Source organism: Mesorhizobium sp. 10J20-29 (genome assembly GCF_054130485.1).
Map to the genome: position 1 here is coordinate 283534 of NZ_CP199156.1, position 25343 is coordinate 308876.

The 25343-nt window shown below is 66.8% G+C and carries 24 protein-coding genes; 12 read left to right on the forward strand and 12 right to left on the reverse strand.

Annotated elements, in window-relative coordinates:
- Positions 1 to 76: 76 nt before the first annotated feature.
- Positions 77 to 754 (forward strand): adenylate/guanylate cyclase domain-containing protein, encoded by a 678-nt coding sequence (locus ACT2BZ_RS01450; RefSeq protein WP_457938759.1) that lies wholly within the window; start codon positions 77 to 79, stop codon positions 752 to 754.
- Between the two features lie 22 nt (positions 755 to 776).
- Here the strand turns inward: ACT2BZ_RS01450 and ACT2BZ_RS01455 are convergent, their stop codons facing one another.
- The 6 genes from ACT2BZ_RS01455 to ACT2BZ_RS01480 form a co-directional block, all read right to left on the reverse strand.
- The gene (locus ACT2BZ_RS01455; protein ID WP_457938761.1) at positions 777 to 1424 is read right to left on the reverse strand and encodes an HD domain-containing protein; all 648 of its coding nucleotides are present in this window, start codon (positions 1422 to 1424) and stop codon (positions 777 to 779) included.
- Positions 1425 to 1458: 34 nt separating this feature from the next.
- Positions 1459 to 2211: an SDR family NAD(P)-dependent oxidoreductase gene (locus ACT2BZ_RS01460; protein WP_457938762.1), complete on the reverse strand. Its 753-nt coding sequence runs from the start codon at positions 2209 to 2211 to the stop codon at positions 1459 to 1461.
- The gene (locus ACT2BZ_RS01465; RefSeq protein WP_457938763.1) at positions 2195 to 2842 is read right to left on the reverse strand and encodes a glutathione S-transferase N-terminal domain-containing protein; all 648 of its coding nucleotides are present in this window, start codon (positions 2840 to 2842) and stop codon (positions 2195 to 2197) included. The genes ACT2BZ_RS01460 and ACT2BZ_RS01465 overlap by 17 nt, the downstream gene beginning before the upstream one ends.
- 45 nt (positions 2843 to 2887) lie before the next feature.
- Positions 2888 to 3325, reverse strand: coding sequence for a CBS domain-containing protein (locus ACT2BZ_RS01470; protein ID WP_457938764.1), 438 nt, complete (start codon positions 3323 to 3325; stop codon positions 2888 to 2890).
- 78 nt (positions 3326 to 3403) lie between these two features.
- Positions 3404 to 3817 carry a cupin domain-containing protein gene (locus ACT2BZ_RS01475; RefSeq protein ID WP_457938766.1) on the reverse strand — a complete coding sequence of 138 codons (414 nt, stop codon included), beginning with the start codon at positions 3815 to 3817 and terminating at the stop codon, positions 3404 to 3406.
- Positions 3818 to 3939: 122 nt separating this feature from the next.
- Positions 3940 to 4695: an SDR family oxidoreductase gene (locus ACT2BZ_RS01480; RefSeq protein ID WP_457938767.1), complete on the reverse strand. Its 756-nt coding sequence runs from the start codon at positions 4693 to 4695 to the stop codon at positions 3940 to 3942.
- Between the two features lie 262 nt (positions 4696 to 4957).
- Here ACT2BZ_RS01480 and ACT2BZ_RS01485 point away from each other — a divergent pair, with 262 nt between their 5' ends.
- The 3 genes from ACT2BZ_RS01485 to ACT2BZ_RS01495 all read left to right on the forward strand — a co-directional run bounded on the left by ACT2BZ_RS01485 (position 4958) and on the right by ACT2BZ_RS01495 (position 9755).
- The gene (locus ACT2BZ_RS01485) at positions 4958 to 6535 is read left to right on the forward strand and encodes a winged helix-turn-helix domain-containing tetratricopeptide repeat protein (protein WP_457938768.1); all 1578 of its coding nucleotides are present in this window, start codon (positions 4958 to 4960) and stop codon (positions 6533 to 6535) included.
- A gap of 129 nt (positions 6536 to 6664) precedes the next feature.
- Positions 6665 to 7225 (forward strand): biliverdin-producing heme oxygenase, encoded by a 561-nt coding sequence (locus tag ACT2BZ_RS01490; RefSeq protein WP_457938770.1) that lies wholly within the window; start codon positions 6665 to 6667, stop codon positions 7223 to 7225.
- A complete protein-coding gene (locus tag ACT2BZ_RS01495) occupies positions 7218 to 9755 on the forward strand; it encodes an HWE histidine kinase domain-containing protein (RefSeq protein ID WP_457938771.1) in 2538 nt (845 codons plus the stop codon). Before ACT2BZ_RS01490 ends, ACT2BZ_RS01495 begins: the two co-directional genes overlap by 8 nt.
- Before the next feature lie 111 nt (positions 9756 to 9866).
- Here the strand turns inward: ACT2BZ_RS01495 and ACT2BZ_RS01500 are convergent, their stop codons facing one another.
- Both ACT2BZ_RS01500 and ACT2BZ_RS01505 read right to left on the reverse strand, forming a co-directional pair.
- Entirely contained in the window at positions 9867 to 11486 is a 1620-nt protein-coding gene (locus ACT2BZ_RS01500; protein ID WP_457938773.1) for a DUF882 domain-containing protein, read from the reverse strand.
- A gap of 289 nt (positions 11487 to 11775) precedes the next feature.
- Positions 11776 to 13266, reverse strand: a complete 1491-nt coding sequence (locus ACT2BZ_RS01505) for a sigma-54-dependent transcriptional regulator (RefSeq protein ID WP_457938775.1) — start codon at positions 13264 to 13266, stop codon at positions 11776 to 11778.
- Positions 13267 to 13418: 152 nt separating this feature from the next.
- On the opposite strand from ACT2BZ_RS01505, the gene ACT2BZ_RS01510 reads away from it, so the two are divergent.
- From ACT2BZ_RS01510 to ACT2BZ_RS01530, 5 genes are all read left to right on the forward strand, one after another.
- Complete coding sequence (locus tag ACT2BZ_RS01510; RefSeq protein ID WP_457941444.1) at positions 13419 to 15251, forward strand: M3 family oligoendopeptidase; 1833 nt, start codon at positions 13419 to 13421, stop codon at positions 15249 to 15251.
- Positions 15252 to 15303: 52 nt separating this feature from the next.
- Positions 15304 to 16455 (forward strand): aminodeoxychorismate synthase component I, encoded by a 1152-nt coding sequence (locus ACT2BZ_RS01515; protein WP_457938777.1) that lies wholly within the window; start codon positions 15304 to 15306, stop codon positions 16453 to 16455.
- On the forward strand, positions 16404 to 17069 hold the full coding sequence (locus tag ACT2BZ_RS01520) for an aminotransferase class IV family protein (protein ID WP_457938778.1): 666 nt from the start codon (positions 16404 to 16406) through the stop codon (positions 17067 to 17069). The genes ACT2BZ_RS01515 and ACT2BZ_RS01520 overlap by 52 nt, the downstream gene beginning before the upstream one ends.
- Before the next feature lie 102 nt (positions 17070 to 17171).
- Positions 17172 to 17819: a DUF924 family protein gene (locus ACT2BZ_RS01525; protein WP_457938780.1), complete on the forward strand. Its 648-nt coding sequence runs from the start codon at positions 17172 to 17174 to the stop codon at positions 17817 to 17819.
- A 119-nt stretch (positions 17820 to 17938) separates the two neighbouring features.
- Entirely contained in the window at positions 17939 to 18859 is a 921-nt protein-coding gene (locus ACT2BZ_RS01530) for a heme-dependent oxidative N-demethylase family protein (protein WP_457938781.1), read from the forward strand.
- A 25-nt stretch (positions 18860 to 18884) separates the two neighbouring features.
- Here ACT2BZ_RS01530 and ACT2BZ_RS01535 read toward each other — a convergent pair whose 3' ends face one another.
- Both ACT2BZ_RS01535 and ilvD read right to left on the reverse strand, forming a co-directional pair.
- On the reverse strand, positions 18885 to 19184 hold the full coding sequence (locus ACT2BZ_RS01535) for a hypothetical protein (protein ID WP_457938782.1): 300 nt from the start codon (positions 19182 to 19184) through the stop codon (positions 18885 to 18887).
- A gap of 69 nt (positions 19185 to 19253) precedes the next feature.
- A complete protein-coding gene (ilvD, locus tag ACT2BZ_RS01540) occupies positions 19254 to 21092 on the reverse strand; it encodes a dihydroxy-acid dehydratase (RefSeq protein ID WP_457938783.1) in 1839 nt (612 codons plus the stop codon).
- A gap of 215 nt (positions 21093 to 21307) precedes the next feature.
- Between ilvD and ACT2BZ_RS01545 the strand changes: the two genes are divergently transcribed.
- A complete protein-coding gene (locus tag ACT2BZ_RS01545) occupies positions 21308 to 21511 on the forward strand; it encodes a hypothetical protein (protein WP_457938784.1) in 204 nt (67 codons plus the stop codon).
- A 46-nt stretch (positions 21512 to 21557) separates the two neighbouring features.
- Here the strand turns inward: ACT2BZ_RS01545 and ACT2BZ_RS01550 are convergent, their stop codons facing one another.
- On the reverse strand, positions 21558 to 22001 hold the full coding sequence (locus ACT2BZ_RS01550) for a hypothetical protein (protein WP_457938786.1): 444 nt from the start codon (positions 21999 to 22001) through the stop codon (positions 21558 to 21560).
- An 86-nt stretch (positions 22002 to 22087) separates the two neighbouring features.
- Positions 22088 to 22414 (reverse strand): MoaF-related domain-containing protein, encoded by a 327-nt coding sequence (locus ACT2BZ_RS01555; RefSeq protein ID WP_457938787.1) that lies wholly within the window; start codon positions 22412 to 22414, stop codon positions 22088 to 22090.
- Between the two features lie 216 nt (positions 22415 to 22630).
- Here ACT2BZ_RS01555 and ACT2BZ_RS01560 point away from each other — a divergent pair, with 216 nt between their 5' ends.
- Positions 22631 to 23671: a LacI family DNA-binding transcriptional regulator gene (locus tag ACT2BZ_RS01560; RefSeq protein ID WP_457938789.1), complete on the forward strand. Its 1041-nt coding sequence runs from the start codon at positions 22631 to 22633 to the stop codon at positions 23669 to 23671.
- A gap of 132 nt (positions 23672 to 23803) precedes the next feature.
- Positions 23804 to 25249: a homospermidine synthase gene (locus tag ACT2BZ_RS01565; RefSeq protein ID WP_457938791.1), complete on the forward strand. Its 1446-nt coding sequence runs from the start codon at positions 23804 to 23806 to the stop codon at positions 25247 to 25249.
- The last annotated feature ends 94 nt before the right edge of the window (positions 25250 to 25343 follow it).

The window sequence follows — 25343 nt, forward strand, 5'->3', positions numbered from 1 at the left end:
TCGCTGCGCGCAGGACGGCGCCCCGGGGCCAAAACGCCCGCTACCGGACGCTCCTGCATTGGAGTATCAATCGCGCATGCCCATGGCCACGCGCCCACCCGAAATCGCTTCCAGTCCGCCGGCTACGGTCGCCTTCGTCGACATTGCCGGTTTCAGCGCGATTGCCGACGTCTATGGCGACGCCTCGGCCCTCGCCGTGCTCGACATCTTCGAGGCAATGGTACGCGACGCGCTGAGCGACTACGAACCACCGATCAAGTGGATCGGCGACGAGGCGATGCTGGCCTTCCCTGCCCCGGAAACGGCCATCGAGGCCCTGGGGAAACTGCTGCCGGCCTGTCGCAGCGAAGCACGGCTGCCGCTGGTCCGCGCCGGCGTCAACCACGGCCCGGTCGTGCGCAGGGGCAGCGACCTGTTCGGCTCCACGGTCAACGTCGCGGCGCGCATTGCGGCCATCGCCGCGCCCGGCCAGCTGATCGCCACCCAGCCGGTTGCCGACGCGGCGTCGTCACGGGGCATTCTGGTGCGCGACCTCGGCATGACGGCGCTGCGCTCGGTGGCCGGCGAGATGCCGCTCTTCGCGATCGAGCTGGCGCCGGCGGCCGACCCGTCCTGGATCGACCCGGTCTGCAAGATGCACGCGCCCTATGCGCCCTACCGCCGCGCGCCCGACGAGGGCCCGTGGTTCTGCTCCGAGCGCTGCGAGACGGCCTACCACAAATCGCCCGCCACCTATCGACCGGCCGGCCGCTGAGGCTGGCCGTACGGGACTGGGGCTAGCCGTCGAAGGGCGCGTCCGCGACGAATTCGACCGAGGACGGGACGTGATAGCCCGGCACGAATCGATCGCCGAAATCGCGCACGAAATTGTCGTAGGTGGTGCCGGGCACCGTTTCGGCGATGTGGCAGAAACAGCGCGTCATCTTCTTCTTCATGCCGAGGCGCGGGAAGGCCTCGACGATGGCCGCGATCTCGGCCGGCGGGATGTCGCTGTAGCTCAAGCCGATGACATCGAGGCAGATGCCGGCGGTGCAGAGCGCCACCTCGGCCTCCTTGTAGAGGCCGATAGAAGGGGTGGAGTTGAGGGCGACGCTGTCCCAGATCAGTTGCGCCCGGCGCTCCCCGACCCCATTTTCACGCGCGAATTTGCGCGCTAGGTCGGCGCCTTCGACCTCGAAGCGGCGCGGTCCGGCAAAACGCTCGTTGAGCGTGACGTCGTGCAGCAGCGTGCCGACGGCAAGCACCTCCGCGTCGCAGTCGATGGCGCGAATCTGGCCGAGCCGCACCGCGAACAGCCAGGAGCGGACGACGTGGTTGTAGAGATAGGGCTCGCTTGTCGCGCGTGCGTACTCCAGCGCGCGGGCGACAAGCGGCGTGTCGGGTACCGAGACGCCGGCGATCATGTGGGTGGCGGTCATGTCCATGGCAGAGTTCCCATCTGGGGTTGAAGGAAGCGGGTCAGGTCAGCGCAAGGCCGCCGTCTATGGCGATCACCTGGCCGGTGACCCATTCGGTGGCCGGGTCGGCAAGCGCGACGATCCAGCGGGCGACGTCGTCCGGCTTTCCGCGCCGGCCGAGCGGGATCTGCTCGCGCTCGGCCCTCTCGATCGCCGCGGCTTCTTCGGGCGACAGGCCCATCATGCCGGTCAGCGCGCCCGACTCGGTCGGTCCAGCGGCCACTGCATTGACGCGCACGCCGCGCGGCGCAAATTCGAGCGCCCAGCAACGGGTCAGGTGTTCTAGCGCGGCCTTGCTTGCGGCGTAGTGCGACAGGCCCGCCGCCGGCTTGTGGCCGAAGGTGCTCGACACGTTGACGATCGCGCCGCGCGATGCCGCCAGATGCGGCAGGGCGGCGGCTGCAAGCAGGCTCGGGCCGACGACATTGACGGCGAAGATGCTGTCGATCCTATCGGCTGTCGCCTCCTCCAGCGACATGAGCGCGCCCGCGCCGGCATTGTTGACGAGGCAGTCGAGCCGGCCCCAGAGATCAATGGTGTGTTCGACGGTGCGACGAGCGTCCTCGGGCTTTGCCGTGTCGGCAACGAAGCCCGCTATGTTGGGGCTGAGTGCGGCGACTTCCTCGAGCGGCGCCGGACGGCGGCCGGTGACCAGCACCTTCGCTCCCCTGCCGGCGAGGTCGAGCGCGGCGGCGCGGCCGATACCCGAACTCCCGCCGGTGACGATGACGACGCTATCAACCAAACTGGGCATAATGCTTCTCCTCGGAAACGCTGATGCCGATGTCATTCTCGATCAGTGAAAGCAGGCCCTCGTGGCGCATGGCGGCCTGCACGGTCGGACGGGCGGCCATGCGGCGGCGCAATGCGGCAAGCGACGCCGGCAGTTCGATGCCGAAGCGGCGCGCCCACAGCAGCATGACGAACAGGTAGAAGTCGGCGACGCCCGGCCGGTCGCCGAACAGGTAGTCGCCCTGCGGCCAGCCGGACACCTCCTCGAACAGGCCGGAAATCGTTGCGCGCGCGCGCGCCTTCTGCGTCTCGCTGCCGGCGTGCCACATCGGCTTGAAGGCGCGGTGGATTTCGGTCGAGATGAAGGTCAGCGCCTCAAGCACCCGGGTGCGGCCGAGACGGCCAGGCTGGCCAAGCACAGGAAACTCACCGGCCAGCCAGTCGAGGATGGCAATGTTCTCGGTAATGACCTCGCCGTCATCGAGCACCAGGGCGGGCACGTAGCCCTTCGGGGTCACGGCGCGAAAGTCTCCGCCTGACGCCGTCTTCTTGGTGACGAGGTCGACGCTCTCGCGCTCGAAGGCGGCACCGGCCTCGTTGAGCGCAATGTGGTCGGCGAGGCTGCAGGCGAGCGGCGTATAGTAGAGTTTCATGGCATCGCTCCTGGGTGGGGGTGAGGATCGCGAGCAGTGGCTGCGCTAGCGGTAGCCGCAGCCGTTGACGTAGTTGGCGAGCATGCGTTCCTGCATCTCCTCCTGCGCGAACAGCGCATTCATCGCGTCGCGGATATTGAGGATGCCGATCGGGCCGTTCTCGGCATCGACGACGGGCAGGTTCTGCAGGTCGCGCGCCGTCATCACCTGCCAGGCGGCGTGGATCTCGTCCTGCGGCCGGCAGGTGACGATCTCGCGGCTCATGGCATGCGAGACCGGCGAGTCCGCCGAGGCAGAACCGGCAAAGAGCCGCACCAGGTCCGACTTGCTGAGCACGCCCTCGGCGCAGCCCCGGTGGCTGCAGACGACCAGCAGCCCGACGTCGGAGCGCGACAGCAGCGCCGCCGCCGTCTGCAGCGTGGCGTCGGAGCCGACGACGGCCAGGCGCGACGAGGTGACGGGGTAGAGGTTTTCGACAAACATGGTCTCGGTCCTTGTACGATTGGCCCCGCCGGATCCGTCGCCAGCGGGCAGCCGGGACGGCGCCGGGCGGACGGCGGTTCACTCGTCGAAGGGTGTCGTCAGTTCGGTCTCGCCGGTATCGACGACGAACACGGCGAGCAGGCGCGCGGGCTCGGTCTTGCTGGCGTTCTCGCTGACGCCGTGGCGGTCGCCCGGATATTCCGAGAAGCTCTCGCCGGCGCTGTAGGTGGTGACCGGCCCGCCATTGACCTGGCTGCGGATCGCGCCTTCCAGCACGGTGGCCCAGATGAAGGCCGAGTTCGGGTGGGTGTGGCCGGACGAGGTGCCGCCGGGCTCGTACTCGACGAGCACGCCGCGCAGGCTCTTGCCCGGCACGTTGGGCAGCGGGTGGTCGTAAACCAGCGTCACCTTGTCGCCGAAATAGTCGTTCGCCGATGCGCCGGTGGCGAGAAGGGCAGCGAGTGCGGCCGCGCGGAATATGGTCCTGATCATGATCCTGGCTCCAGTAGCGTTCGGGAAGGGAAGATCGCCGGCCGGAGGGGACGGCCGGCGATCCGGCAAGGGCTGCGAGGGGGGGGCGAGCCGATGCCATGGCTTGGAAGGCTTCCGGGAACTCAGTGCGGGGCCGGAGCCTGCTTCAGCCAGTCCTCGAAGCGGGTGGCGCCGAGGCGCGGATTGTCGCCCGGCGTCAGCGAGCGGTCGTCGAGCTCGGCGCCGAAGTAGCGGGCGTGCGTGTCGGCGGTCACCTTGCGCGGGTCCTTGCGGGCGGCGAGGAAGGTGCCGGCGAACTTGTCGAGCGGGATCGGCTTGGGCCCGGCAACCTCGACGGTGCCGTTGAGCGGCTTGCCGAGCGCCAGTTCGGCAAGCACCGCCGCGACGTCGTTGGCAGCAATCGGCTGCAGCAGGGCGGGCGAGAGGCGGATGACGTCGCCGTCGGCTGCCGTCTTGACGATGCCGTCGGCGAATTCGAAGAACTGCGTCGAACGCAGGATCGTGTAGGGGACGCCCGACGCCTTGATGAGGTTTTCCTGCGCCACCTTGGCGCGCAGGTAGCCGCTGTCGGGCAGCCGGTCGGCACCGACGACCGACAGGGCAAGATGATGCCGCACCCCGGCCACCTTTTCGGCGGCGAGCAGGTTGCGGCCCGAGGTCTCGAAGAACTCCATCACCGCCTTGTCCGAGAAGTCGGGCGAGTTGGCGACGTCAACGACGACGTTGGCGCCGACGAGCGCCTGGGCGAGGCCCTCGCGGGTGATGGTGTTGACGCCCGAATTGGGCGAGGCGGCGAGCACCGAATGGCCGGCCTCGCGCAGCAGGTTGACGACATTCGATCCGATGAGGCCAGTGCCTCCGATGACGACGAACTTCATTTCTCTCTCCATCTGGCTGCAACCGCGGTGTCGCGATCGGTGTGGAGAGAGTGGCAGCCCGGCGGCGCAAAGACCTTGTGGCGATCTTGGATTTCGGCGCAGCCTTGCCTGAAAATCCGTCCAAGCGACATGGCGTCTTGCCGATTGCTTGAAGCGGCCGTGCTATCGCGATAAATCACACGCAGCGCCGTGTTAGCCTGGCGCGAGACAAGCTGCGCTGTTCAGGACTTTCCGAAGCGCAGCAGCCACGGGAGCACCAGGGGTGCGTTTCCAGTTCGAAGACTGCCTGCTGGACAATGACCGGCGCGAACTTGTGCGCGGCGCCGAGCCGGTGCAGGTCGGGCCGCAGGTCTTCGACCTTCTCGTGCACCTGCTGCAGAACCGCGAGCACGTGGTCAGCAAGGATGCGCTGCTCGACACGGTCTGGCAGGGCCGCATCGTCTCGGAATCGACGCTGACCAGCCACATCAACGCGGCGCGCCGGGCAATCGGCGACACCGGCCGCGAGCAGCGCCTGATCCGCACCATCGCCCGCAAGGGTTTCCGCTTCGTCGGCAACGTCGTCGGACCCGATCCGGACGCCGCCATGCTGGAGCCCGGTTCGGCCGTGGCCGCCGAGCCGCGCGGCGACCCGTTGCCGCCCGACGACCGGCCGTCGATCTGTGTGCTGCCCTTCCTCAATCTCAGCGGCGACCCGGCCGAGGATTATTTCGTCGACGGCGTGGTCGAGGACATCATCACCGCCTTCTCGCGCAATCGCTGGCTCTTCGTCATCGCGCGCAACTCGAGCTTCGCCTACAAGGGACGCTCGGTCGACGTGCGCCAAGCGGGCCGCGAACTCGGCGTCCGCTACGTGCTCGAAGGCAGCGTGAGGAAGGCGGCCAACCGGGTGCGCATCACCGGGCAGCTGATCGACGCGGCGACCGGCAGGCAGCTCTGGGCCGAGCGCTTCGAGGAGGCGCTCGACGACATCTTCGCGCTGCAGGACCAGATCGCCGAGAGCGTCTCCGGCGCCATCGCGCCGCAACTCGAACGCGCCGAGATCGAGCGCGCCAAGCGGACCCCGACGGAAAGCATGCACGCCTACGACTACTATCTGCGCGGCATCGCCAACCAGCACCGCGGCGACCGCGCATCGACGACCGAGGCGATGGCGTTGTTCTGCAAGGCGACCGAACTGGACCCGAACTTCGCCTCCGCCCATGCCATGGGAGCGTGGTGCCTGTTCTGGCTGAAGGTGAACGGCTGGCTGGCCGATCCGGACAGCGAGATCGCCGAAGGCATCAGGCTGGCGCGGCTGGCGCTCGACCTCGGCCGCGACGACGCGGTGGCGATGACGCGGGCGGGCCATGTGCTCGGCCACCTCGCCCGCGACCTGCATTCGGGGATCGCCTGGCTCGACAGGGCGCTGGTGCTCAATCCGAACCTGGCGGCGGCCTGGTTCCTCGGCGGCTTCCTCAGAACCTGGGTCGGCGAACCGGACAGCGCGATAAGGCATTTCGAGCGCGCCATGCGGCTGAGCCCGCTCGATCCGGAGCTCTACCGCATGCAGGGCGGCATGGCGGCGGCGCATCTCTTCGCCGGACGTTATGACGAGGCGACCGAATGGGCCGAGAAATCCTACCGCGACCTGCCGAGCTTCCTGTTGTCGACCGGTGTGATCGCCGCCGGCCATGCCCTGGCAGGCCGGATGGAGCGCGCTCTCCCCGCCGTTGCGCAGCTGCGCGTCCTCGACCCGTTGCTCAGGACTTCGACCCTCCGCGACTGGCTGCCGATCCACCGCGAACAGGATGTTGCCGTCTTCGCCGAGGGACTGCGCCTGGCCGGCCTGCCCGAATAAGGGCCAGCAGCCTTTGCAATCTGGACATCAGCGGGGAACCTGGTCTGGACTCGGCGGTTTGGGGTCTATAACCGAAAGGCTCTTGGCCGTGTGCCGTGGTCGAATCGGAAGAATACGGGGCCTCAAGGCTTGCGAGAACAGACAAAGACACGGCGCTTCCTCCTGAGAGACAGCACTTCCGCCGCGCACGCCGCGCTCGACGCCATGGTCGGGCCGCTGCACAGCATGGCCGAATACCGGCGCTACCTCGCCGGCATCGCCGGATTTCGCCTCGCCATCGAACCCAGCCTCCGGGACAGCGGCTTCGCCGAGCGCGCCGGAGGATGGCGCCCGACAAGCATTTCCGCGGCACTGCGGGCCGATTTGGCAGACCTTGGAATGTCTGACATGGTTGCCCCCGACATGACGATGCGGATCGGCACGACGGAGGCGTTTTTCGGCTGCGCCTATGTGATCGAAGGCTCGGCGCTGGGCGCCAGGCTGCTCTACGGGCGCGCGCGCGAACTCGGTCTTGGCGCCAGTCATGGCGCTCGCCACCTTGCCGAGCAGTCGGCGACGCTCGACAACTGGCGCGCCTTCACCGAGCGGCTGGAAGCTCTGCAGCCGTTCGATATCGAGGCGGCAGGCGCTGCCGCCGTCGCAGCCTTCGGCCTTGCCGAAGACTCCTTCAGGGCCCTTGCCGATGAGTGAGCCGCTAACCGACCTGACCAATTGCGACCGCGAGCCGATCCACATTCCGGGTTCGATCCAGGCGCATGGCGCGCTTCTGGCCTGCGACGGCAACGCTGTCGCTGTGCTGCGCCATTCGGAGAATGCGGCGGCCATGCTCGGCATCGATGGCGAGATCGAGAACCGGCAGCTGTCTGATCTGGTCGGCGACAGTGTCGCGCACGACCTGCGCAATGCGCTCACCACCGCGGCCGATGCGACGCGCCCTGCCCTGCTGTTCGACCTGAAACTGCCTGGCGGCGGCATCTTCAACGTCGCAGCGCACCGCCACAAGGGCACCGCGATCATCGAGTTCGAGCCGGCCGGCATGCAGGGCCGGCCGCTGCAGCTCGCGCGCAACCTGATTAGCCGGGTCCGCGGCATCGACAGCGTCGACAGGCTGATCGCCCAGTCGGCGCGGCTACTGCGCGGCCTGCTCGGCTATGACCGGGTGATGATCTACCGCTTCGAGGCGGACGGCGCCGGCAAGGTGGTGTCGGAGTCCCGGCGCGAGGACCTCGAAAGCTTCCTCGGCCAGTATTTCCCGGCGAGCGACATCCCCAGGCAGGCGCGTGAACTCTACCTGCAGAACACCATCCGCATCATCGGCGACGCCTCCGCCCAGCGCGTGCCGATCCGGCCGGTGCTCGACAAGGCTGGCGAACCGCTCGACCTGTCCTTCGCGCATCTGCGCAGCGTTTCGCCGGTGCATCTCGAATACCTGCGCAACATGGGCGTCGCCGCCTCGATGTCGATCTCGGTGATTGTCGACGGCAAGCTGTGGGGCCTGATCGCCTGCCACCACTACCAGCTGCGCACGCTGCCGATGGCCGAACGCGTTGCCGCCGAGATGTTCGGCGAGTTCTTCTCGCTGCAGCTGAACGGCCTGAAGCAGAAGCGCAAGCTGGACACCGCCTTCGAGGCGCGCCGGGCGCTCGAGCGTTTCATGCGGCTGACCTCGCACCACGCAAACGTGCAGGAGCTGCTGACCGAAAGCCTGTCGGAGTTCGCCGGGCTGATGCCCTGCGACGGGGTGGGCGTGTGGGTCGACGGCAGCTGGAACGGCCAGGGCTTCGTGCCGCCGCCGGTGGAGATGCCGGCCCTGATGCAGGTCGTGGGCGCGCGCGCGGCGGGCCAGATCTGGTCCACCCACGCACTGGCGAAGGAGCACCCGGGCGCCGAGGCCTATGCCGACCAGGTGTCGGGCGTGCTGGCCATCCCGCTGTCGCAGACCTCGCGCGACTTCCTGCTCTTCTTCAGGCGCGAGATGGTGCAGACGCTGGACTGGGCGGGCAATCCCGAGAAGTCCTACTCGACCGGGCCGCTCGGCGACCGGCTGACGCCGCGCACGAGTTTTGCCATCTGGAAGGAAATCGTGCACCGCCAGGCGCAGCCGTGGGACGAGGCCGACCTCGAGACGGCCGAGGCCGCGCGCGGGGCGATCGTCGAGATCGTGCTGCGCCACAACGAGCTTCTCTCCGACGAGCGCGCCAAGGCGGACATGCGCCAGCGCGTGCTGAACGACGAGCTGAACCACCGCGTCAAGAACATCCTCGCCGTGATCAAGTCGCTGGTCGGGCACCCGGTCAAGGAAGGCCGCAGCCTCACCGACTACGTGACGGCGCTCAAGGGACGCATCCAGGCGCTTGCCCTGGCGCATGACCAGGTGGTGCGCGGCGATGGCGGCGGCATGCTGGCCGAGCTGATCGGCGCCGAGGTGATGCCCTATCGCGGCGGACAGCGCAGCATTACCATCGACGGCCCGGCCGTGCGCCTCGACAGCCGCGCCTTTTCCGTCATGGCGCTGGTGCTGCACGAGCTGGCGACCAATGCCGCCAAGTACGGCGCGCTGTCGGCCGATGCCGGACGGCTGGTCATCGAATGGCGGCTCGACACGGCCGGCGACTGCAGCATCGACTGGATCGAAAGCGGCGGGCCGCCGGTCAGGGCGCCGTCGCGGCGCGGCCTCGGCAGCACGCTGATCGACCGCTCGATACCCTACGACCTGGCGGGCAGCAGCAGCGTGGAGTTCCCGGTCGAGGGCGCACGCGCGCGCATGGTGCTGCCGGCCAAGCATGTCATCATCGACGAGCGCGCCTTCGGCCAGGCGGACCCCGCGGCAAAACCGTCCGATGGACAGGCGACGCAGTTGGCCGATCCGCTCGTGCTGCTGGTCGAGGACCAGATGCTGATCGCCATGGACGCGGAAGAGACGCTCGCCGACTACGGCGCCGGCCGCGTCATCGTCGCCAGTTCGTCGGCTCAGGCGCTGGCCAAGCTTGCCGGCGCTTCGCCCGACATTGCAGTGCTTGACGTCAACCTGGGACACGAGACGTCGATCCCGGTGGCGCGCGAACTGGTGCGGCGCAACATCCCCTTCGTCTTCGCCTCCGGCTATGGCGACACGGTGATGCTCCCGGAAGAGTTCCGCTCCGTGCCGCTGGTGCGCAAGCCCTATGACGGCGAAACACTTGTGCCGGTGATGGCCGAACTGCTGAAGCCCCAGGCCTAGCGTCCCAAGACACGATCCCTGAAGTTCATGACCAGGCCAGCAATGAACCTGGCCCGGCGCTGCGGGTGCCTAGCGGTTGTCGGATAAGGCGGGCCGCGTGCGGCCGGCCCGTCAGTTGGTCTGGAAGCGGGCGACCGGCATGAAGCTGACGGCCTTGCCGGTGAAGCGGCCGGCGTCGGCAACCACCGCATTGCGCTGGAAACCGGCGGCATAGACCTGCTCGGGCACGGCGGCGAGGATCAGGCGCGCCGTCGGCGAGCTTGCCCCGCCATAGGCGAGCTGGCTTTCGCCGTCGTCGAGTGCCCACCGGGCGGCCTCGGGCTGGGCGGCGACGACCAGCGGCTTAGGCGAAGGCCTGGTATCGGCAACGCGGGCGCGCGCCGACTTCTCGGTGGTGCGGACAGCACCCGAGGGGGCCGGCAGCGGACCATCGCCGAGGCGCGAATAGGCAGTCTTGGGCGATGCCGGCGGCGACAGCACGGCAAGCCTGGTGCTCTTGGCCGCAGCCCCGCCGGAATCCTCGAGGCTGGCAAGCAGCAGCTCGTCGCTCGAGGGCCGAGCCTCGGGCAGCGGCGCGGCAAGCGCCACGAGCGCAGACTGGTCGTCCTGGCCGAGATCGGGGCGGAAGGTCGGGAACGGAATGTTGCCCTCGGCAAGATCGCCCTCTTCCTCGCCGGGATCGCCTTCAAGCGGTGTCTCGGCCGCGCCGAAGCGCACGTTTGCGGCTTCAAGCGGCGCCTGGGCCATGCCGAACGGAATGTCGGCCGGTCCGACGTCGACCTGCGGCCGCGGCGCGAAGCCGGGCAGCGGAATGCTTCTGGCCGGCAGCGCGGCGATGATGGTGCCGGGCGTTTCCTCGCGTTCAATCGAGCCGCTGATGTCGGCCGGGTTGGCGAGTTCGGGCGGGACGATGGCGATACCGCCGCCGGAGCTGGCTGCCGTGGCCGTGGTCGAACGCTGCGAGAGGCTCGCCACCGCGACCTCTTCCTCGCCCGAGCTATTGTCTTCTTCCTCGTCGGCGCCGCCGCCGAACAGTGCCGAAAGCAGGCCGCCCGTACGCGTCTTGACGCTCGGGCCGGCGCTGGCGAGCGCCAGGGCGGTGGTGCCGCTCTTCTTGCGCGATTCGTAGGAGGCGACCGCCGTCTCGTAGCCGGGCAGCGGCTTGCCGTCGGAAGGCACATGCAGCGTCTTGCCGTTCGGGAACACGCTGACCAGTTCCTGGCGGCTCATGCGCGGCCAGTGGCGCACGCTGCCGACGTCGAGATGCACGAAGGGCGAGCCGGAGCGCGGATAGTAGCCGACGCCGCCGGTCTGCATCCTGAGGCCGGTATCGCGCAGCTTCTTCAGCGGCACGCCGGGGATGTAGAAGTCCATCGCCTTGCCGAGCGTGTGCTGGCTCTTCTGGGCAACGCCCTTGGAGCGCTTGCGCAGCATCGAGTTCGTGGCCGGCGAGCGGTAGGCGGAAACGACGTGGATGTAGTCACGGGCGCCGACCGACTGGTAGGTTTCCCACACCAGGTCGAGCAGGCGCGGATCCATCTTGGTCGGCTCGTTGCGGCGCCAGTCGCGCAGGAAATTGTTGATCTTCTTCAGGCCGGACTGGTCGTAGCGGCCGTTGCGCTTGAAGGTAATCTCGGCGCGTTCCTTGGTGTGAACGAAATAGAGCTTGAGCGTGCGGGTTTCCGCATTCGCCGCGGGCACCGCCAGAAGCATGGTGGCCAGCGCCAGCATCAAACCGGTCAGCCAAACAGGCCAGACTGAGGCCTTCGAGTTCCGCCGTTTTGTGGGTCGGTCGATGCTGTTCAATTCAAAGGCCTTGCAGAATACGGTGTGTCCCCGAGGACGACGCACGGATGTTTTGGAGTAGCATCCGATCATCAATCCTAATGGTTAATCCCTTCTTATTGAAGTCGAAATGCGGTAAGACCATGGCGATAATCCGGCACAAAACGAACGGTCGGTATCTTGGTAAACCACAGGTTTAAATCAAATCCTAGCCGACCGGGCTTGAGCGTGGCTGTCACTGCATGGTGCGGTCGGGTCGTCCCGTCTCGGGATCGATACCATATTCCTTGAGCTTCCTGTAGAGCGTCGAGCGCCCTATCCCCAGACGCCGGGCCACTTCGCTCATCTGACCCTGGTAGTGGTCGATGGCCAGGCGCACCATTTCCAGCTCGATATCGGCGAGCGTGCGAACATTGCCGCGTTCGTCGAGCGCCCTGAGGATGCCGAAGGACGGCGCCGCCGGCTCGGCAGCACGTGCCGGTGGCGCAACGACCGCCGGTGCTGCCGCAGCCACCGGTGCGGCGTCGAGATCGACGACGCCTTCGACCTGGGCGCGGATCTGCGGGAACTCTTCCTCGGTCAGGATATCGCCTTCGCACAGCACGCAAGCCCGGAAAACCGCGTTTTCGAGCTGCCTGATGTTGCCGGGCCAGTCATAGGCGCCGAGCATGGCGAGCGCGCTTTCCGAGATGGCGTTTATGCGCGTCGCACCCCTGCCGAGTTGCACGCGCGCCATGAAATGACGCACCAGCTGCGGGATGTCGGCGCGCCGGTCGCGCAGCGGCGGCACGACGATCGGATAGACGTTCAGCCGGTAGAACAGGTCCTCGCGGAATTTTCCGTCCTTGACCTGCTGCAGGAGATCGCGATGGGTCGCCGAGATCAGGCGGATGTCGACGCGGACGGTCGACTTGCCGCCGACCGGGTCGACCTCGCCGTCCTGCACCGCGCGCAGCAGCTTGACCTGGACGTCGAGCGGCAGGTCGCCGATCTCGTCGAGAAACAGCGTGCCCGAGTGCGCCTCGACGAACTTGCCGGTGTGCTTTTCTGTCGCGCCCGTGAATGAGCCCTTCTCGTGGCCGAACAGGATGCTCTCGACGAGATTGTCGGGGATGGCGCCACAATTGACGGTGACGAAGGGCTTCGACTTGCGGTCGCCGGCGGCCTGGATGGCGCGCGCGACCAGTTCCTTGCCGACGCCCGATTCGCCCTCGATGAGGATCGGGATGTTCGAGGCGGCCGCCTTCTGGGCGAGCCTGATGACCCGCTCCATGGCCGGGCTGCGGGTGACGATATCCTTGAAGGAGACGCTGCCGGCGCGCTTCGTGCTGCGTCGCTGTTCGACCTCGAGCGCCTCGACCTTGAGCGCGCTGGCGAGCGCCACGCGCAACCTCTCGGGCGAGGCAGGCTTGACCACGAAATCGAAGGCGCCGGCGCGCATCGCCGAGACCACGATGTCGATGCCGCCCTGCGCGGTCTGCACCACCACGGGCAGCGCCATGCCGCGCTGGTGCATGGCTTCGAGCACGCCGAGGCCGTCGAGACCGGGCATCACGAGGTCGAGAATGACAGCGCCGATTTCGCCGCCGGAGGGGCCCTCGAGCACCGCCAGCGCGGCCTCGCCGCCATCCGCCGTCACCGCCGCATAGCCGAACCGGACGACCGCCGCCTCGAGCAGGCGACGCTGCACTGGATCGTCATCGACTATGAGGATGGAAACTGCCATGAGATACTGGGAACATGCGTTGCGCGCCGTCGTTGGCGTATGGATCATCCTGGCACAGGGTTCTAAACAGGGCTTCAAGAAAGCCGGTGAATGAAGTCTTTAGGCCGGAACTGGATTTGTTGCCGAACCGGAAGGCGAGCGTGATGCGGACGATGCTGGGACACAAGACGGATGCGCCCGAGGGTGCGCAGGGCGGCGCTGCCGCGGCGCTCGGCGACCTGCCCGAATGGAACCTGACCGATCTTTATGCGGGCATTCATGCGCCGGAACTGCAGGCCGACCTCGACCGCGCGGCGCGCGATGCCTCGGCTTTCGAAAGCCGCTGGAAGGGAACGCTGGCGGCCGAGGCTGAAAAGGGCGGCGACGGCAAGCTCGGCGAGGCGCTGCGCGACTTCGAGTCGCTGGAGGAACTGATCGGCAAGATCGCTTCCTATGGCGGCCTGGTCTATGCCGGCGACACTTCCGATCCGCAGCGCGCCAAGCTCTATGGCGATATCCAGGAGAAGATGACGGACGCCAGCGCGCATCTGCTGTTCTTCGCGCTCGAGCTCAATCTGATCGACGACGACCTGATTCTCAAGGCGATGGACGCCGACCCGGCCTTCGGCCACTACCGGCCGTGGATTCTCGATCTCAGGAAGGACCGCCCCTACCAGCTCGAGGATCGCATCGAGCAACTGTTCCACGAGAAGTCGATCACTGGGCGCGGCGCCTGGAACCGGCTGTTCGACGAGACGATGACCGACCTGCGATTCGACATAGACGGCGAGCAGCTGTCGCTCGAGCCGACGCTGAACCGGTTGCAGGATGCCAATGGAGAAGTGCGCAAGCAGGCTTCCGAAGCGCTGGCCGCGACCTTCGGCGAGAATCTGCGCACCTTCACGCTGATCACCAACACGCTGGCCAAGGACAAGGAAATCTCCGACCGCTGGCGCGGATTCCAGGACATTGCCGATTCACGCCATCTCGCCAACCGCGTCGAGAAGAGCATCGTGGATGCGCTCGCCGCCGCCGTTCACGAAGCCTATCCGCGCCTGTCGCACCGCTACTATAAGATGAAGGCGCGCTGGCTCGGCATGGATGTCATGAACCACTGGGACCGCAACGCGCCGCTTGCCGAAACCCCGCAGGCGACGATCGGATGGGACCAAGCGAAGGATACGGTGCTGTCGGCCTACCAGCGCTTTTCGCCGGAAATGGCCGACATCGCGCGCACTTTCTTCGACCGCAACTGGATCGATGCGCCGGTGCGGCCGGGCAAGACGCCGGGCGCCTTCGCGCATCCGACGGTGCCCTCGGCGCATCCCTACGTGCTGCTCAACTACATGGGCAAGCCGCGCGACGTGATGACGCTGGCCCACGAACTCGGCCACGGCGTGCACCAGGTGCTGGCAGGGGCGCAGGGGCCGCTGATGGCCTCGACGCCGCTGACGCTGGCCGAGACGGCCTCGGTGTTCGGCGAGATGCTGACCTTCCGCATGCTGCTCGACCAGACCAGGGACCGGCGCGAACGCAAGGCGATGCTGGCCCAGAAGGTCGAGGACATGATCAACACGGTGGTGCGCCAGATCGCGTTTTACGAATTCGAGCGCAAGGTGCACGCCGAGCGCCGCAACGGCGAGCTGACGTCGGACCAGCTCGGCCGGTTCTGGCTGGAAGTTCAGGCCGAAAGCCTTGGGCCTGCGGTGAAGCTGCGCGACGGCTACGAGACATTCTGGACCTATATCCCGCACTTCATCCATTCGCCCTTCTACGTCTATGCCTACGCCTTCGGCGACTGCCTGGTGAACTCGCTCTACGCGGTCTACCAGAACGCCGAGCGCGGCTTTCAGGACAAGTATTTCGAGATGCTGAAGGCCGGCGGCACCAAGCATCACTCGGAGCTGCTGAAGCCGTTCGGGCTCGACGCGACGGACCCGAAATTCTGGCAGATCGGGCTTTCGGTGATCAGCGGGCTGATCGACGAGCTGGAAGCGCTGGACTGACGAGTTCGCGTCCAGCGATCTGGCAAGAATTGAGCACGGTCGCGGGCCTTTCATGATCCTCTCGCCTCCCTACATCCTGTTCCGCGACGATTTTTCGGGTGACGAGCTGCTGTTCGACCGGCCGGTCGAGATCATCACGGCCGAGACGCCGGAGGAATACGACGCGGCGCTGGAACGGGCGGAGGCGGCGCGGCGCGGCGGAAAGTGGCTCGCCGGCTATTTTTCCTACGAGGCCGGTTATCTTCTCGAGCCGAAGCTTAGGCCACTGCTCCCGGAAGGCCGGCGCGTGCCGCTCTGCCGGCTCGGCGTGTTCGATGGTCCCTCGGAGACGAGCCTGCCGGCCGACCGCGTGCCGGCGACAAACGGGCCGATTTTCGGCGTGCGCGAGACCTGGTCCTTCGAGGACTACAGAAGCCGCTTCGAGCGCGTGCACCGGCACCTGCGCGAAGGCGACTGCTACCAGGCGAACCTCACCTTCCCGGTCGAGGCGAACTGGACCGGCGACCCGCTGTCGGCCTTCGACGCGCTGGCCGCGCGCCAGCCGGTGAAATACGGCGCGCTGGCCGAGCTCGGCGGCCCGGTGATCCTGTCGCGCTCGCCCGAACTCTTCTTCGAGACCGACGAGGATGGCTGGATCGAGACCCATCCGATGAAGGGCACGGCTCCGCGCGGCGCGACGCGCGAGGAAGACGAGGAACTGAAGCGCTTCCTGCTCAACGACCCGAAGAACCAGGCCGAGAACCGGATGATCGTCGACCTGTTGCGCAACGACATCTCGCTGATTTCCGAGGTCGGCACGCTCGACGTGCCGGAGATGTTCCGCATCGAGAGCTTTGCCACCGTGCACCAGATGGTGAGCACGGTGCGGGCAAGGCTGCTGCCCGGCCTGACGATCCGCGAGATCTTTGCGGCGCTCTTTCCCTGCGGCTCGATCACCGGCGCGCCAAAGATCCGCGCCATGCAGATCCTGCGCGAGCTGGAGAGCGCGCCGCGCAACGCCTATTGCGGCGCCGTCGGCTGGGTGGAGCCCGGCGGACGGATGCGCTTCAACGTGGCAATCCGCACCATCACGCTCTTTCCCGACGGCGAGGCCGTCTACAATGTTGGCGGCGGCGTCGTCTTCGATTCGACCGCCGAGGAGGAATATGCCGAATGCCTGCTGAAGGCGCGCTACGCGACGGGACGCCCGCCAGCCTCGAACTGATCGAGACGCTGCGCTGGGAGCCGGACGAGGGATTCTTGCGGCTCGAGCGGCATCTGGCGCGGCTGCAGGACTCGGCGCGCGAACTTGGCTTTGCCTGCGACAGGACCGCGGTCCGCGCGGCGCTGGCAGGCGCGGTCAGCGACGCGGAGGCGATGAGGCGCGTGCGGCTGACAATGGCGGCAGACGGCCGGGCGCAGGCGACGGCGCAGGGCTTCAGCCTGCAACCGGACGAGACCATATGGCGACTGAAGCTGGCCGAGACGCAGCTCTGTTCCGGCGATGCGCTGCTGCGCCACAAGACGACACGGCGCGACGCCTATGACAGGGCGCGCAGCGAATTTCCGCTGGCCGAGGCTGACGAGGTACTGCTCCTGAACGAGCGGGAGGAGGCCTGCGAAGGCACGATCACCAGCCTGTTCGTGGATTTCGGCGATGGCGGCGTGCTGCGCACCCCTGCCCTGTCCTGCGGTCTGCTGGCCGGCGTGCTGCGCGGCGAGATGCTGGAGACCGGCGCGGCGGTCGAGGCCGTGCTGACAACCGACAATTTGCGCGCGGCCAAAGCCCTGTTCGTCGGCAATTCGCTGCGCGGCCTGATCCGGGCGAAGTTGGTCTGACCGCCCCTCGGCCGGGCTGAACATGGACTCTCCGCATTGTTCGGCCACATAATTGCGGCGGGTGACCGCGGTCGCCCGATCACGGTAGGGGACAGCAGCCAGATGGAAAACTACCGGCCAGAACAGGTGCTCGAGCTGTGGTTTCCCGACAACGGCCACCAGAACGATCCGCAAAAGCATGCCGCCTTCTGGGAAGAGCGCATGCAGGGCGGCATGCATGAGACGATCGAGACGCGCTTTGCCGGGCTGACCGAGGCCGCCGCAAAGGGCCTGCTCGACCATTGGGCCGGCACGCCGGACGGTCGGCTGGCCCTGCTGATCGCGCTCGACCAGTTCCCGCGCTCGCTGTGGCGCGACACGCCGGCCGCCTACGCGCAGGACATCAAGGCCGCGCGGCTGGCGCTGGAGGGAATCGAGAACGGCGATTTCGACCAGCTGGCGCCGTGGGAACAGACCTTCTTCCACATCGCCATCCTGCATTGCGAGGGACCGGACCATCTCGAGCGTGTCGACAGGATGGGCGCGATCGTCGATCGTGTGAACGCCGCCCTGCCCGAGCCGATCCGCGGCTTTGCCGAGCTGTTCAGCGGGCAGCATCAGAAGGTGCGCGAGATCATCGCGCGCTTCGGCCGGCACCCGCACCGCAACAAGGTGCTGGGACGCATCTCGACGCCGGAGGAAGAGGCCTATATCGCCGCCGGCGACTTTCCGCACCAGCGCAAGGTGAAGACGGACACGGCGGCATCCTGAGCTGCCTGTTTTCCCGGCACCAAGGGTCCGCGCCTGGCATCCGTGCCGCGTCACCGTGGCGGCTTGCGGCGGACAGGCGCCGGCGCTATCGGCGTCAGGCGATCACCCCGGAGCAGGACTTGCCGCAGCACCCGACCCACACGCCCTATGACGGCTCCTCGAAGCTTTTCACCATCGGCCTGAGGCCGCTCGACTTCGCCAACTGGATCGAGATCGACGACGCCTTCGATTTCCAGCTGGCCGAGAAGCGGCGCATCCACGCGGAGCATGCCGCGCAGGTCTTCGTCGCCGAGCCAGGCAGCGAGGACGCGCAGGACGAGGTGCTGGCGCTGCTCGAAAAGCATCTGCCGGCGCGTTTTCCGGAGCGCTACCGCGAGACGGGCGATGGCCTGACGGTGGCCGGGCATCCGGAACTTGACGGTCCGGGGGCCCTGCCCGCCCTGCACCGCGCATCGCTGCTGGTGCAGGAGGACCTCATCATCATGCGGCGCGGCAACGACGGCTGGCGGCTTGCCGCCGGCGCGCTGTGCTTTCCCTCGTCCTGGCGGCTGGTCGAAAAATTCGGCAGGCCGATGTCGGCAATCCACGAGCCGGTGCCGGGCTTCGGGCCGGGCACGCGCAATGCCGGGCTGATCGACCGCATGTTCGACATGCTGCAGCCGGGCAATCCGGTCGAGCGCTTCAACTGGTCGATCCAGGCCGGCGACGCGCTCTACCACCCGCTGTCGCATGTCGAGCGCATCGACCGCGCCACGGGGCGTCCGGTTCGCTTCGGCGACGTCGAGGCGGCGGCGCGTGCCTTCATCCGCGTCGAGCGCCAGACCCTGCGCAAGCTGCCTGCGACGGGCGACATCCTGTTCACCATCCGCATCCATCTCGACCCGATGGCGGCGCTGCGCGGCCATTCCGACCAGGAGGCACTGGCGCAAAGCTTCGCCGGACAGCTGATGGCGCTGGACGAGGCGCAGCTCGACTACAAGGGCATGACGGCCGACCGCGACAGGCTGGTCGCGGCGCTGGCGGCGATGGCGGCGAACTGACCCGACAGGGCCTCGAACAACAGGATCAGATGCCCGAGCCGAACAGTTCCTCGCCGCTTTCGGCGTCCCAGGGTTCGGGCATGGGCGCAGATCCGGCGCCGGGCAGCGGCATCCAGCATTTCAGCTCGGGATCGGCATAGGCGACGATCTGGCCGGGATGCGAGTCGGCCGAGCGCCAGCCCTCGATGCCGTACTGGTCGGCGCGCGCCCAGTAGGCGACATCGACCTCGGCCGGCCCCTGCTCCGACGAGCGGACCGTGACGAGGACCCGCGTCCCGTCCTTGGGCGCGACCTTCATGTGCCGCCAGGCAACCGCTTCGTCCATGGCCAACTCCTCCGCAAACCTATCGATTCAGGTGGAGCAGTCTGCCCGCTTCGGCAAGGCCTGAAAAGCCTAGTCTTCCGGCACCACGCGCACGGCGCCGCGCGCCGCCGAAGTGGCGAAGGCGGCATAGACTCGGAGCGCCGGGGTGACGTTGCGCTTGCGCTTGACGGCGGGCTTCCAGCCGGCGGCGTCCTGCGCGGCGCGCCGCGTTGCCAGTTCTTCGGCCGAGACGGCGAGGTTGATGGTGCGGTTCGGGATGTCGATCTCGACCGTGTCGCCCTCGCGCACCAGGCCGATAGCGCCGCCCTCGGCGGCTTCCGGCGAGGCGTGGCCGATCGACAGACCCGACGTGCCGCCCGAAAAGCGACCGTCGGTGACCAGCGCGCAGGCCTTTCCGAGGCCCTTGGCCTTCAGGTAGCTCGTCGGATAGAGCATTTCCTGCATGCCGGGGCCGCCGCGCGGTCCCTCGTAGCGGATGACGATGACGTCGCCGGGATTGATCTCGTTCGACAGGATCGCCTTGACGGTGGCGTCCTGGCTTTCGAAGACGCGCGCCGGTCCGGTGAATTTCAGGATCGACTCGTCGACGCCGGCGGTCTTCACGATGCAGCCGTCGAGCGCGATGTTGCCCTTCAGCACGGCAAGCCCGCCATCCTTGGAGAAGGCGCTTTCGGGCGCGCGGATGGCGCCGGACTGGCGGTCGAGGTCGAGCTCGGCCCAGCGGTTCGACTGGGAGAAGGCCTGCGTGGTGCGCACGCCGCCGGGCGCGGCCATGAAGAAATTGCGCACCGTGTCGGAATTGGTGCGGCTGATGTCCCACTGGTCGAGCGCGTCGCCCATGGTCAGCGCGTGCACGGTCGGCTCCTCGCGGTTGATCAGGCCGGCGCGGTCGAGCTGGCCGAGGATAGCCATGATGCCGCCGGCGCGGTGGACGTCTTCCATATGCACGTCGGCCTTGGCCGGCGCGACCTTGCACAGCACCGGAACCTTGCGCGACAGCGCGTCGATGTCGTCCATGGTGAAGTCGATGCCGCCCTCGTGTGCTGCGGCAAGGATGTGCAGCACGGTGTTTGTCGAGCCGCCCATGGCGATGTCGAGCGCCATGGCGTTCTCGAAGGCCGCCTTGGTGGCGATGGTGCGCGGCAGCGCGGTCTCGTCGTCCTGCTCGTAATAGCGGCGGGCCAGATCGACGATGGTGTGGCCGGCCTCGACGAACAGGCGCTTGCGGTCGGAATGGGTGGCGAGCGTCGAGCCGTTGCCGGGCAAGGACAGGCCGAGCGCCTCGGTCAGGCAGTTCATCGAATTGGCGGTGAACATGCCGGAGCACGAGCCGCAGGTCGGGCACGCCGCTTCCTCGACGGTTGCGATCTCCTCGTCGGAATAGCTGTCGTCGGCGGCCATCACCATGGCGTCGACGAGGTCGAGCGCCTGCAGCTTGCCCTTGAGCATCGCCTTGCCGGCCTCCATCGGGCCGCCGGAGACGAAGACGGCCGGGATGTTGAGGCGCATCGCGGCATTCAGCATGCCGGGCGTGATCTTGTCGCAGTTGGAGATGCAGACCATGGCGTCGGCGCAATGCGCGTTGACCATGTATTCGACGCTGTCGGCGATGATCTCGCGCGACGGCAGCGAATAGAGCATGCCGTCATGCCCCATGGCGATGCCGTCATCGACGGCGATGGTGTTGAATTCCTTGGCAACGCCGCCGGCCGCCTCGATCTCGCGCGCCACCAGCTGGCCGAGATCCTTGAGATGCACGTGGCCCGGCACGAACTGCGTGAAGGAGTTGACCACCGCGATGATCGGCTTGCCAAAATCGCCGTCCTTCATGCCGGTGGCGCGCCAGAGGCCGCGCGCGCCGGCCATGTTGCGGCCGTGGGTGGTGGTGCGTGAACGATAGGGAGGCATGGCGATATCCTGGAATGCAGCGGCCGCCATTCCGGTGACGGCCTTTCGTCCTTGTAACTAATACGAAAGCCGGCGGCCCGCAACAGGAAATCGTACCGTACGGTACGGTACGGTTGACAGTGCCTGTCAACGATTGACTTTGCGAAAACTTCGTCTTGAAGTTGGCCTCCCGCCAAAAGCACGACCTATCAAAACAATTGCGGGGAGACGGGGACATGAGATTCGCGGGGGTAGCAGACCCGGAAGACCAGGCAATGCTGCAAGAGATATTCGAACGCTACTGCGCCGAAAACAGCGGCCTCGATCAGGTCGAGCGCTCCGACATGGAAGCCATCATCCTGGCGCTCTATCTTGACGGCTTCACGACGCGCGAGGGCCTGCAGAATGCGCTGGCCGGCGCGCCGCGCACGAAACCCTAAGCCGCGGGCACATGGCCAGGGCGCAGCCGGCCTTTGGCCCTGCTGCTCAGATGGCCAGCAGGCCGGCGACCAGAAGCACCGACATGATGGTGAAGGCGGTGACGTTGACGTCCCACCGCCACGCTGCCGGTCCCAGTGGCGGCCGGAACGGCAGGTACCCATTGTCATCGTAGAGCACCCCGCCATAGGCCGGACGCGCCAGCACGGCGAGGAAGAAGGCGGCATAGGGAGCGGCGCCCAGCAGGCCGGCCAGATATAGCCGCTCTGTCTCCATGGGGCCACGTATCCAGATCAGTCCGAGCGCGATCAGCGCGATGCCGGCATAGCTCAGCACCTGCCAGACGACGTGAAAGCGGGCATGCGGCGTCCATAACGGATTGGTGGCATGGGTGGCATTGAAGTCGGCTTTGACGGTGACGAGGCCGTAGCCGAGCGTCGCGAGCGTCAGCAATCCCCGGGCAAGCAAATGGCTGTCATAAGCGAGTTCCATCGCATTCTCCTTCACAAGAATGGGCACGATCCAAAGATTGCGCCTGTGCCCGCAGCCGCATCGGGGCGGCAGGCCGGCGACGGGTTTCAGCCCGACGCCGCGGCCTGCAGCCGGCCCGCTGCGCGGAAAACCTGTCCGTCGGCGAGCCGCGCGTGATTGTGGACGATGCCGTTCTCATGGTCCTGCAACTGGACGATGAAATTGCCATTGTCCTCGACCCAGCTGACGACGAAGACATTGGGCCGCACCATGGCCACTTCGACCTGAACGATCTGGTCGATGCGCGTGCCGCTGATGGTCGCCTCGACCCGGATCCGGTCGTCGGGGTGAAAGGTAAGCCGCGGGGTAAACGCGTCGAAGACACAGTCGAAGGATTGCCCGACAAGCGTCGGAACCGCGTTGAGTGCATTCATAGCCTTCTCCTCAGAGAGCGGCGGCTTGGCCGCCAGCATCCAGTTTCGCATTCTCACGCAATGAAGTTCCGAGGCGCTGCAATGTCCTGAAATTGGAGTTTGGAGCGCTCCAAAGACAAGATGTGCCGTTTTCAGTTTTCTATCAAGAAAAACTTGGAGCGCTCCAAAAATTGTTCTAGGACGGGGGACAATCATGGGATGAGAGAGCAACACACGATGCCGACCCTCGACGATGTCGCCAAAGCTGCAGGCGTGTCACGTGGCACGGTCTCGAATGTATTCAACCGGCCCGAGGCGGTACGTCCGGCGTTGCGGGAACGCGTCGAGGAAGCGGCGCGGTTGCTCGGCTATGGGGGGCCGGATCCAAAGGGACGGCTCCTCAAAGAAGGCAGGTTCAACGCCATCGGCTTCATGCCCCCCGGCGCCTTTGCAATCGCCGACGTGGTGCGCAGCCCGTATGGACGGGAACTGCTATGCGGCGCCGCGCAAGCCTGCGACGCTGCCGGCGCGACGCTCAGCCTCGTCAACGGCACCGACGAGACACGCTTTGCCAGTATCCGCGAGGCCTTGGTCGACGGATTCATCCTTGGCCATGCCATGGACATCGACCTTGTCGTCTCGGCCAAGCGCCGGCGGCTGCCCTTCGTCATTCTCGAAAGCGAGGCCGGTTCGGACGTCAACTCGATCCGGATAGACGCCAGGGCCGGCGCGCTTGCCTCGATCCGCCACCTGACAGCGCTCGGCCACGGCAAATTCGCCATCCTATCAATTCGCCGCACATCCGGCCCGGCAATCATTCACCTGCCCGGCGAAACGGACCGAGCGCTGATGGAGGGCTTCGATCTCGACCAGCAGCGGCTCGACGGATTCCGCGACGCCCTGGCCGAGGCCGGACTGTCGATCGAAGCCATGCCGATCATCGAGACAACGCCCGGAGATCCGGCAGCAGGCGCTGCAGTGTTCGGGCAATGTCCGGATGCCACCGCCATCGTCACCATGTCGGACTGGCAGGCGATCACCGTTCTCGACGAGGCGGTACGGCGCGGTATCGACGTACCGGGCAGCGTGTCTGTGATCGGCTTCGACGGCACCGCCGAGGCGGCCCGCACGGTGCCGCCTCTGACGACTGTGGCGCATGATGTCGTCGGCAAAGGACGGCTGGCGGCCGAGATGGTGCTGGCGGGCGGCCCCGCGCAGCAAGTAGTCATGCCTGTCGAATTGCTCCTCCGCGGCTCGACGGCGGCGCCGCGCGGCTGAGCCCAGGAGCAGAAATGCACGCCGGCTAAGACCATTGCGGGATGGAAATCGGCGGCTCTGGCCCTTTATTATGACAAGGCCTTGTGCTTTGAGCCATGGTGAGTGCGCAACAACAGCGGAGAGTATCGCAAAATGTCGAACACCAACTGGCCCGTCTACGGCGAGATCACCGGCCCGATCGTGATGATTGGCTTCGGTTCGATCGGCCGCGGGACGCTGCCGCTCATCGAGCGCCATTTCAAGTTCGACAAGTCGCGCATGACGGTCGTCGACCCGCGCGACACCGACCGCAAGATCCTCGACGATGGCGGCATCGCCTTCGTGCAGGAGGCGGTGACCAAGAAGAACTACAAGAAGCTTCTGACGCCGCTCCTGACCAATGGCGGCGGCCAGGGCTTTTGCGTCAACCTCTCGGTCGACACGTCCTCGCTGGAACTGATGAAGCTCTGCCGCAAGCTCGGCGTGCTCTACATCGACACCGTGGTCGAGCCCTGGCTCGGCTTCTACTTCGACGACAAGGCCGACAACGCATCGCGCACCAACTACGCGCTGCGCGAGACGGTGCGCGAGGAAGTCAGGAAGAATCCCGGCGGCACGACGGCAGTGTCGTGCTGCGGCGCCAATCCCGGCATGGTCTCGTGGTTCGTCAAGCAGGCGCTGGTCAACCTCGCCAGCGACCTCGGCATGGAGTTTTCCGAGCCGGCGACCGAGGACCGCGAAGGCTGGGCCAAGCTGATGCGCAAGGCCGGCGTCAAGGGCATCCACATCGCCGAGCGCGACACGCAGCGCGCCAAGAAGCCAAAGCCTTTCAACACGTTCTGGAATACCTGGTCGGTCGAAGGCTTCATTTCCGAAGGCCTGCAGCCGGCAGAACTCGGCTGGGGCACGCACGAGAAGTGGATGCCCAAGAACGCCCAGAAGCAGAAGCATGGCTCGAAGGCGGCGATCTTCCTGGAGCAGCCCGGCGCCAACACCCGCATCCGCACATGGTGCCCGACGCTCGGCGAGCAGTACGGCTTCCTGGTCACGCATAACGAGGCGATCTCGATCGCAGACTTCTTCACCGAGCACTCCAAGAAGGGCAAGGTCCAGTTCCGGCCGACCTGCCACTATGCCTACCATCCGTGCAACGATGCGATGCTGTCGCTCGACGAGATGTTCGGCGCGGCCGGCCGCGCCCAGCCCGTGCAGCACGTGCTCGACGAGCACGAGCTGGTCGACGGCATCGACGAACTCGGCGTGCTGCTCTACGGCCACGACAAGAACGCCTACTGGTACGGCTCTCAGCTGTCGCTGGAGGAGGCACGCAAGCTCGCGCCCAACCAGAATGCCACCGGCCTGCAGGTGACGTCGGCGGTTCTGGCCGGCATGGTCTGGGCACTGGAGAACCCGGAGGCCGGCATCGTCGAGACCGACGAGATCGACTACCGCCGCTGCCTCGAGGTGCAGAAGCCCTATCTCGGCCCGGTCAAGGGCTACTACACCGACTGGACGCCTCTCGAAGGGCGGCCGGGCCTGTTCGAGGAAGACCTCGACGAAAAAGACCCCTGGCAGTTCCGCAACGTTTTGGTGCGCTGACCGTTCAGGCAGGGCGCGGCAGGCCCGCCGCGCCTTGCTTTCGCTCCAAAATCGGGCGATTGAGGTTTTGGGGCGGAACGAGGGAAGAGGGATA

Bases quoted from the DNA above. Each gene is read 5' to 3' on its own strand.
- ACT2BZ_RS01545 (WP_457938784.1), top strand. From the start codon at position 21,308: ATGAGATTCGCGGGGGTAGCAGACCCGGAAGACCAGGCAATGCTGCAA.
- ACT2BZ_RS01455 (WP_457938761.1), bottom strand. From the start codon at position 1,424: ATGGACATGACCGCCACCCACATGATCGCCGGCGTCTCGGTACCCGAC.
- ACT2BZ_RS01470 (WP_457938764.1), bottom strand. From the start codon at position 3,325: ATGTTTGTCGAAAACCTCTACCCCGTCACCTCGTCGCGCCTGGCCGTC.
- ACT2BZ_RS01505 (WP_457938775.1), bottom strand. From the start codon at position 13,266: ATGGCAGTTTCCATCCTCATAGTCGATGACGATCCAGTGCAGCGTCGC.
- ilvD (WP_457938783.1), bottom strand. From the start codon at position 21,092: ATGCCTCCCTATCGTTCACGCACCACCACCCACGGCCGCAACATGGCC.
- ACT2BZ_RS01550 (WP_457938786.1), bottom strand. From the start codon at position 22,001: ATGGAACTCGCTTATGACAGCCATTTGCTTGCCCGGGGATTGCTGACG.
- ACT2BZ_RS01515 (WP_457938777.1), top strand. From the start codon at position 15,304: ATGATCCTCTCGCCTCCCTACATCCTGTTCCGCGACGATTTTTCGGGT.
- ACT2BZ_RS01565 (WP_457938791.1), top strand. From the start codon at position 23,804: ATGTCGAACACCAACTGGCCCGTCTACGGCGAGATCACCGGCCCGATC.
- ACT2BZ_RS01465 (WP_457938763.1), bottom strand. From the start codon at position 2,842: ATGAAACTCTACTATACGCCGCTCGCCTGCAGCCTCGCCGACCACATT.
- ACT2BZ_RS01510 (WP_457941444.1), top strand. From the start codon at position 13,419: ATGCTGGGACACAAGACGGATGCGCCCGAGGGTGCGCAGGGCGGCGCT.
- ACT2BZ_RS01535 (WP_457938782.1), bottom strand. From the start codon at position 19,184: ATGGACGAAGCGGTTGCCTGGCGGCACATGAAGGTCGCGCCCAAGGAC.
- ACT2BZ_RS01500 (WP_457938773.1), bottom strand. From the start codon at position 11,486: ATGCTGGCGCTGGCCACCATGCTTCTGGCGGTGCCCGCGGCGAATGCG.
- ACT2BZ_RS01450 (WP_457938759.1), top strand. From the start codon at position 77: ATGCCCATGGCCACGCGCCCACCCGAAATCGCTTCCAGTCCGCCGGCT.
- ACT2BZ_RS01555 (WP_457938787.1), bottom strand. From the start codon at position 22,414: ATGAATGCACTCAACGCGGTTCCGACGCTTGTCGGGCAATCCTTCGAC.
- ACT2BZ_RS01525 (WP_457938780.1), top strand. From the start codon at position 17,172: ATGGAAAACTACCGGCCAGAACAGGTGCTCGAGCTGTGGTTTCCCGAC.
- ACT2BZ_RS01520 (WP_457938778.1), top strand. From the start codon at position 16,404: ATGCCTGCTGAAGGCGCGCTACGCGACGGGACGCCCGCCAGCCTCGAA.
- ACT2BZ_RS01560 (WP_457938789.1), top strand. From the start codon at position 22,631: ATGCCGACCCTCGACGATGTCGCCAAAGCTGCAGGCGTGTCACGTGGC.
- ACT2BZ_RS01460 (WP_457938762.1), bottom strand. From the start codon at position 2,211: ATGCCCAGTTTGGTTGATAGCGTCGTCATCGTCACCGGCGGGAGTTCG.
- ACT2BZ_RS01475 (WP_457938766.1), bottom strand. From the start codon at position 3,817: ATGATCAGGACCATATTCCGCGCGGCCGCACTCGCTGCCCTTCTCGCC.
- ACT2BZ_RS01480 (WP_457938767.1), bottom strand. From the start codon at position 4,695: ATGAAGTTCGTCGTCATCGGAGGCACTGGCCTCATCGGATCGAATGTC.
- ACT2BZ_RS01495 (WP_457938771.1), top strand. From the start codon at position 7,218: ATGAGTGAGCCGCTAACCGACCTGACCAATTGCGACCGCGAGCCGATC.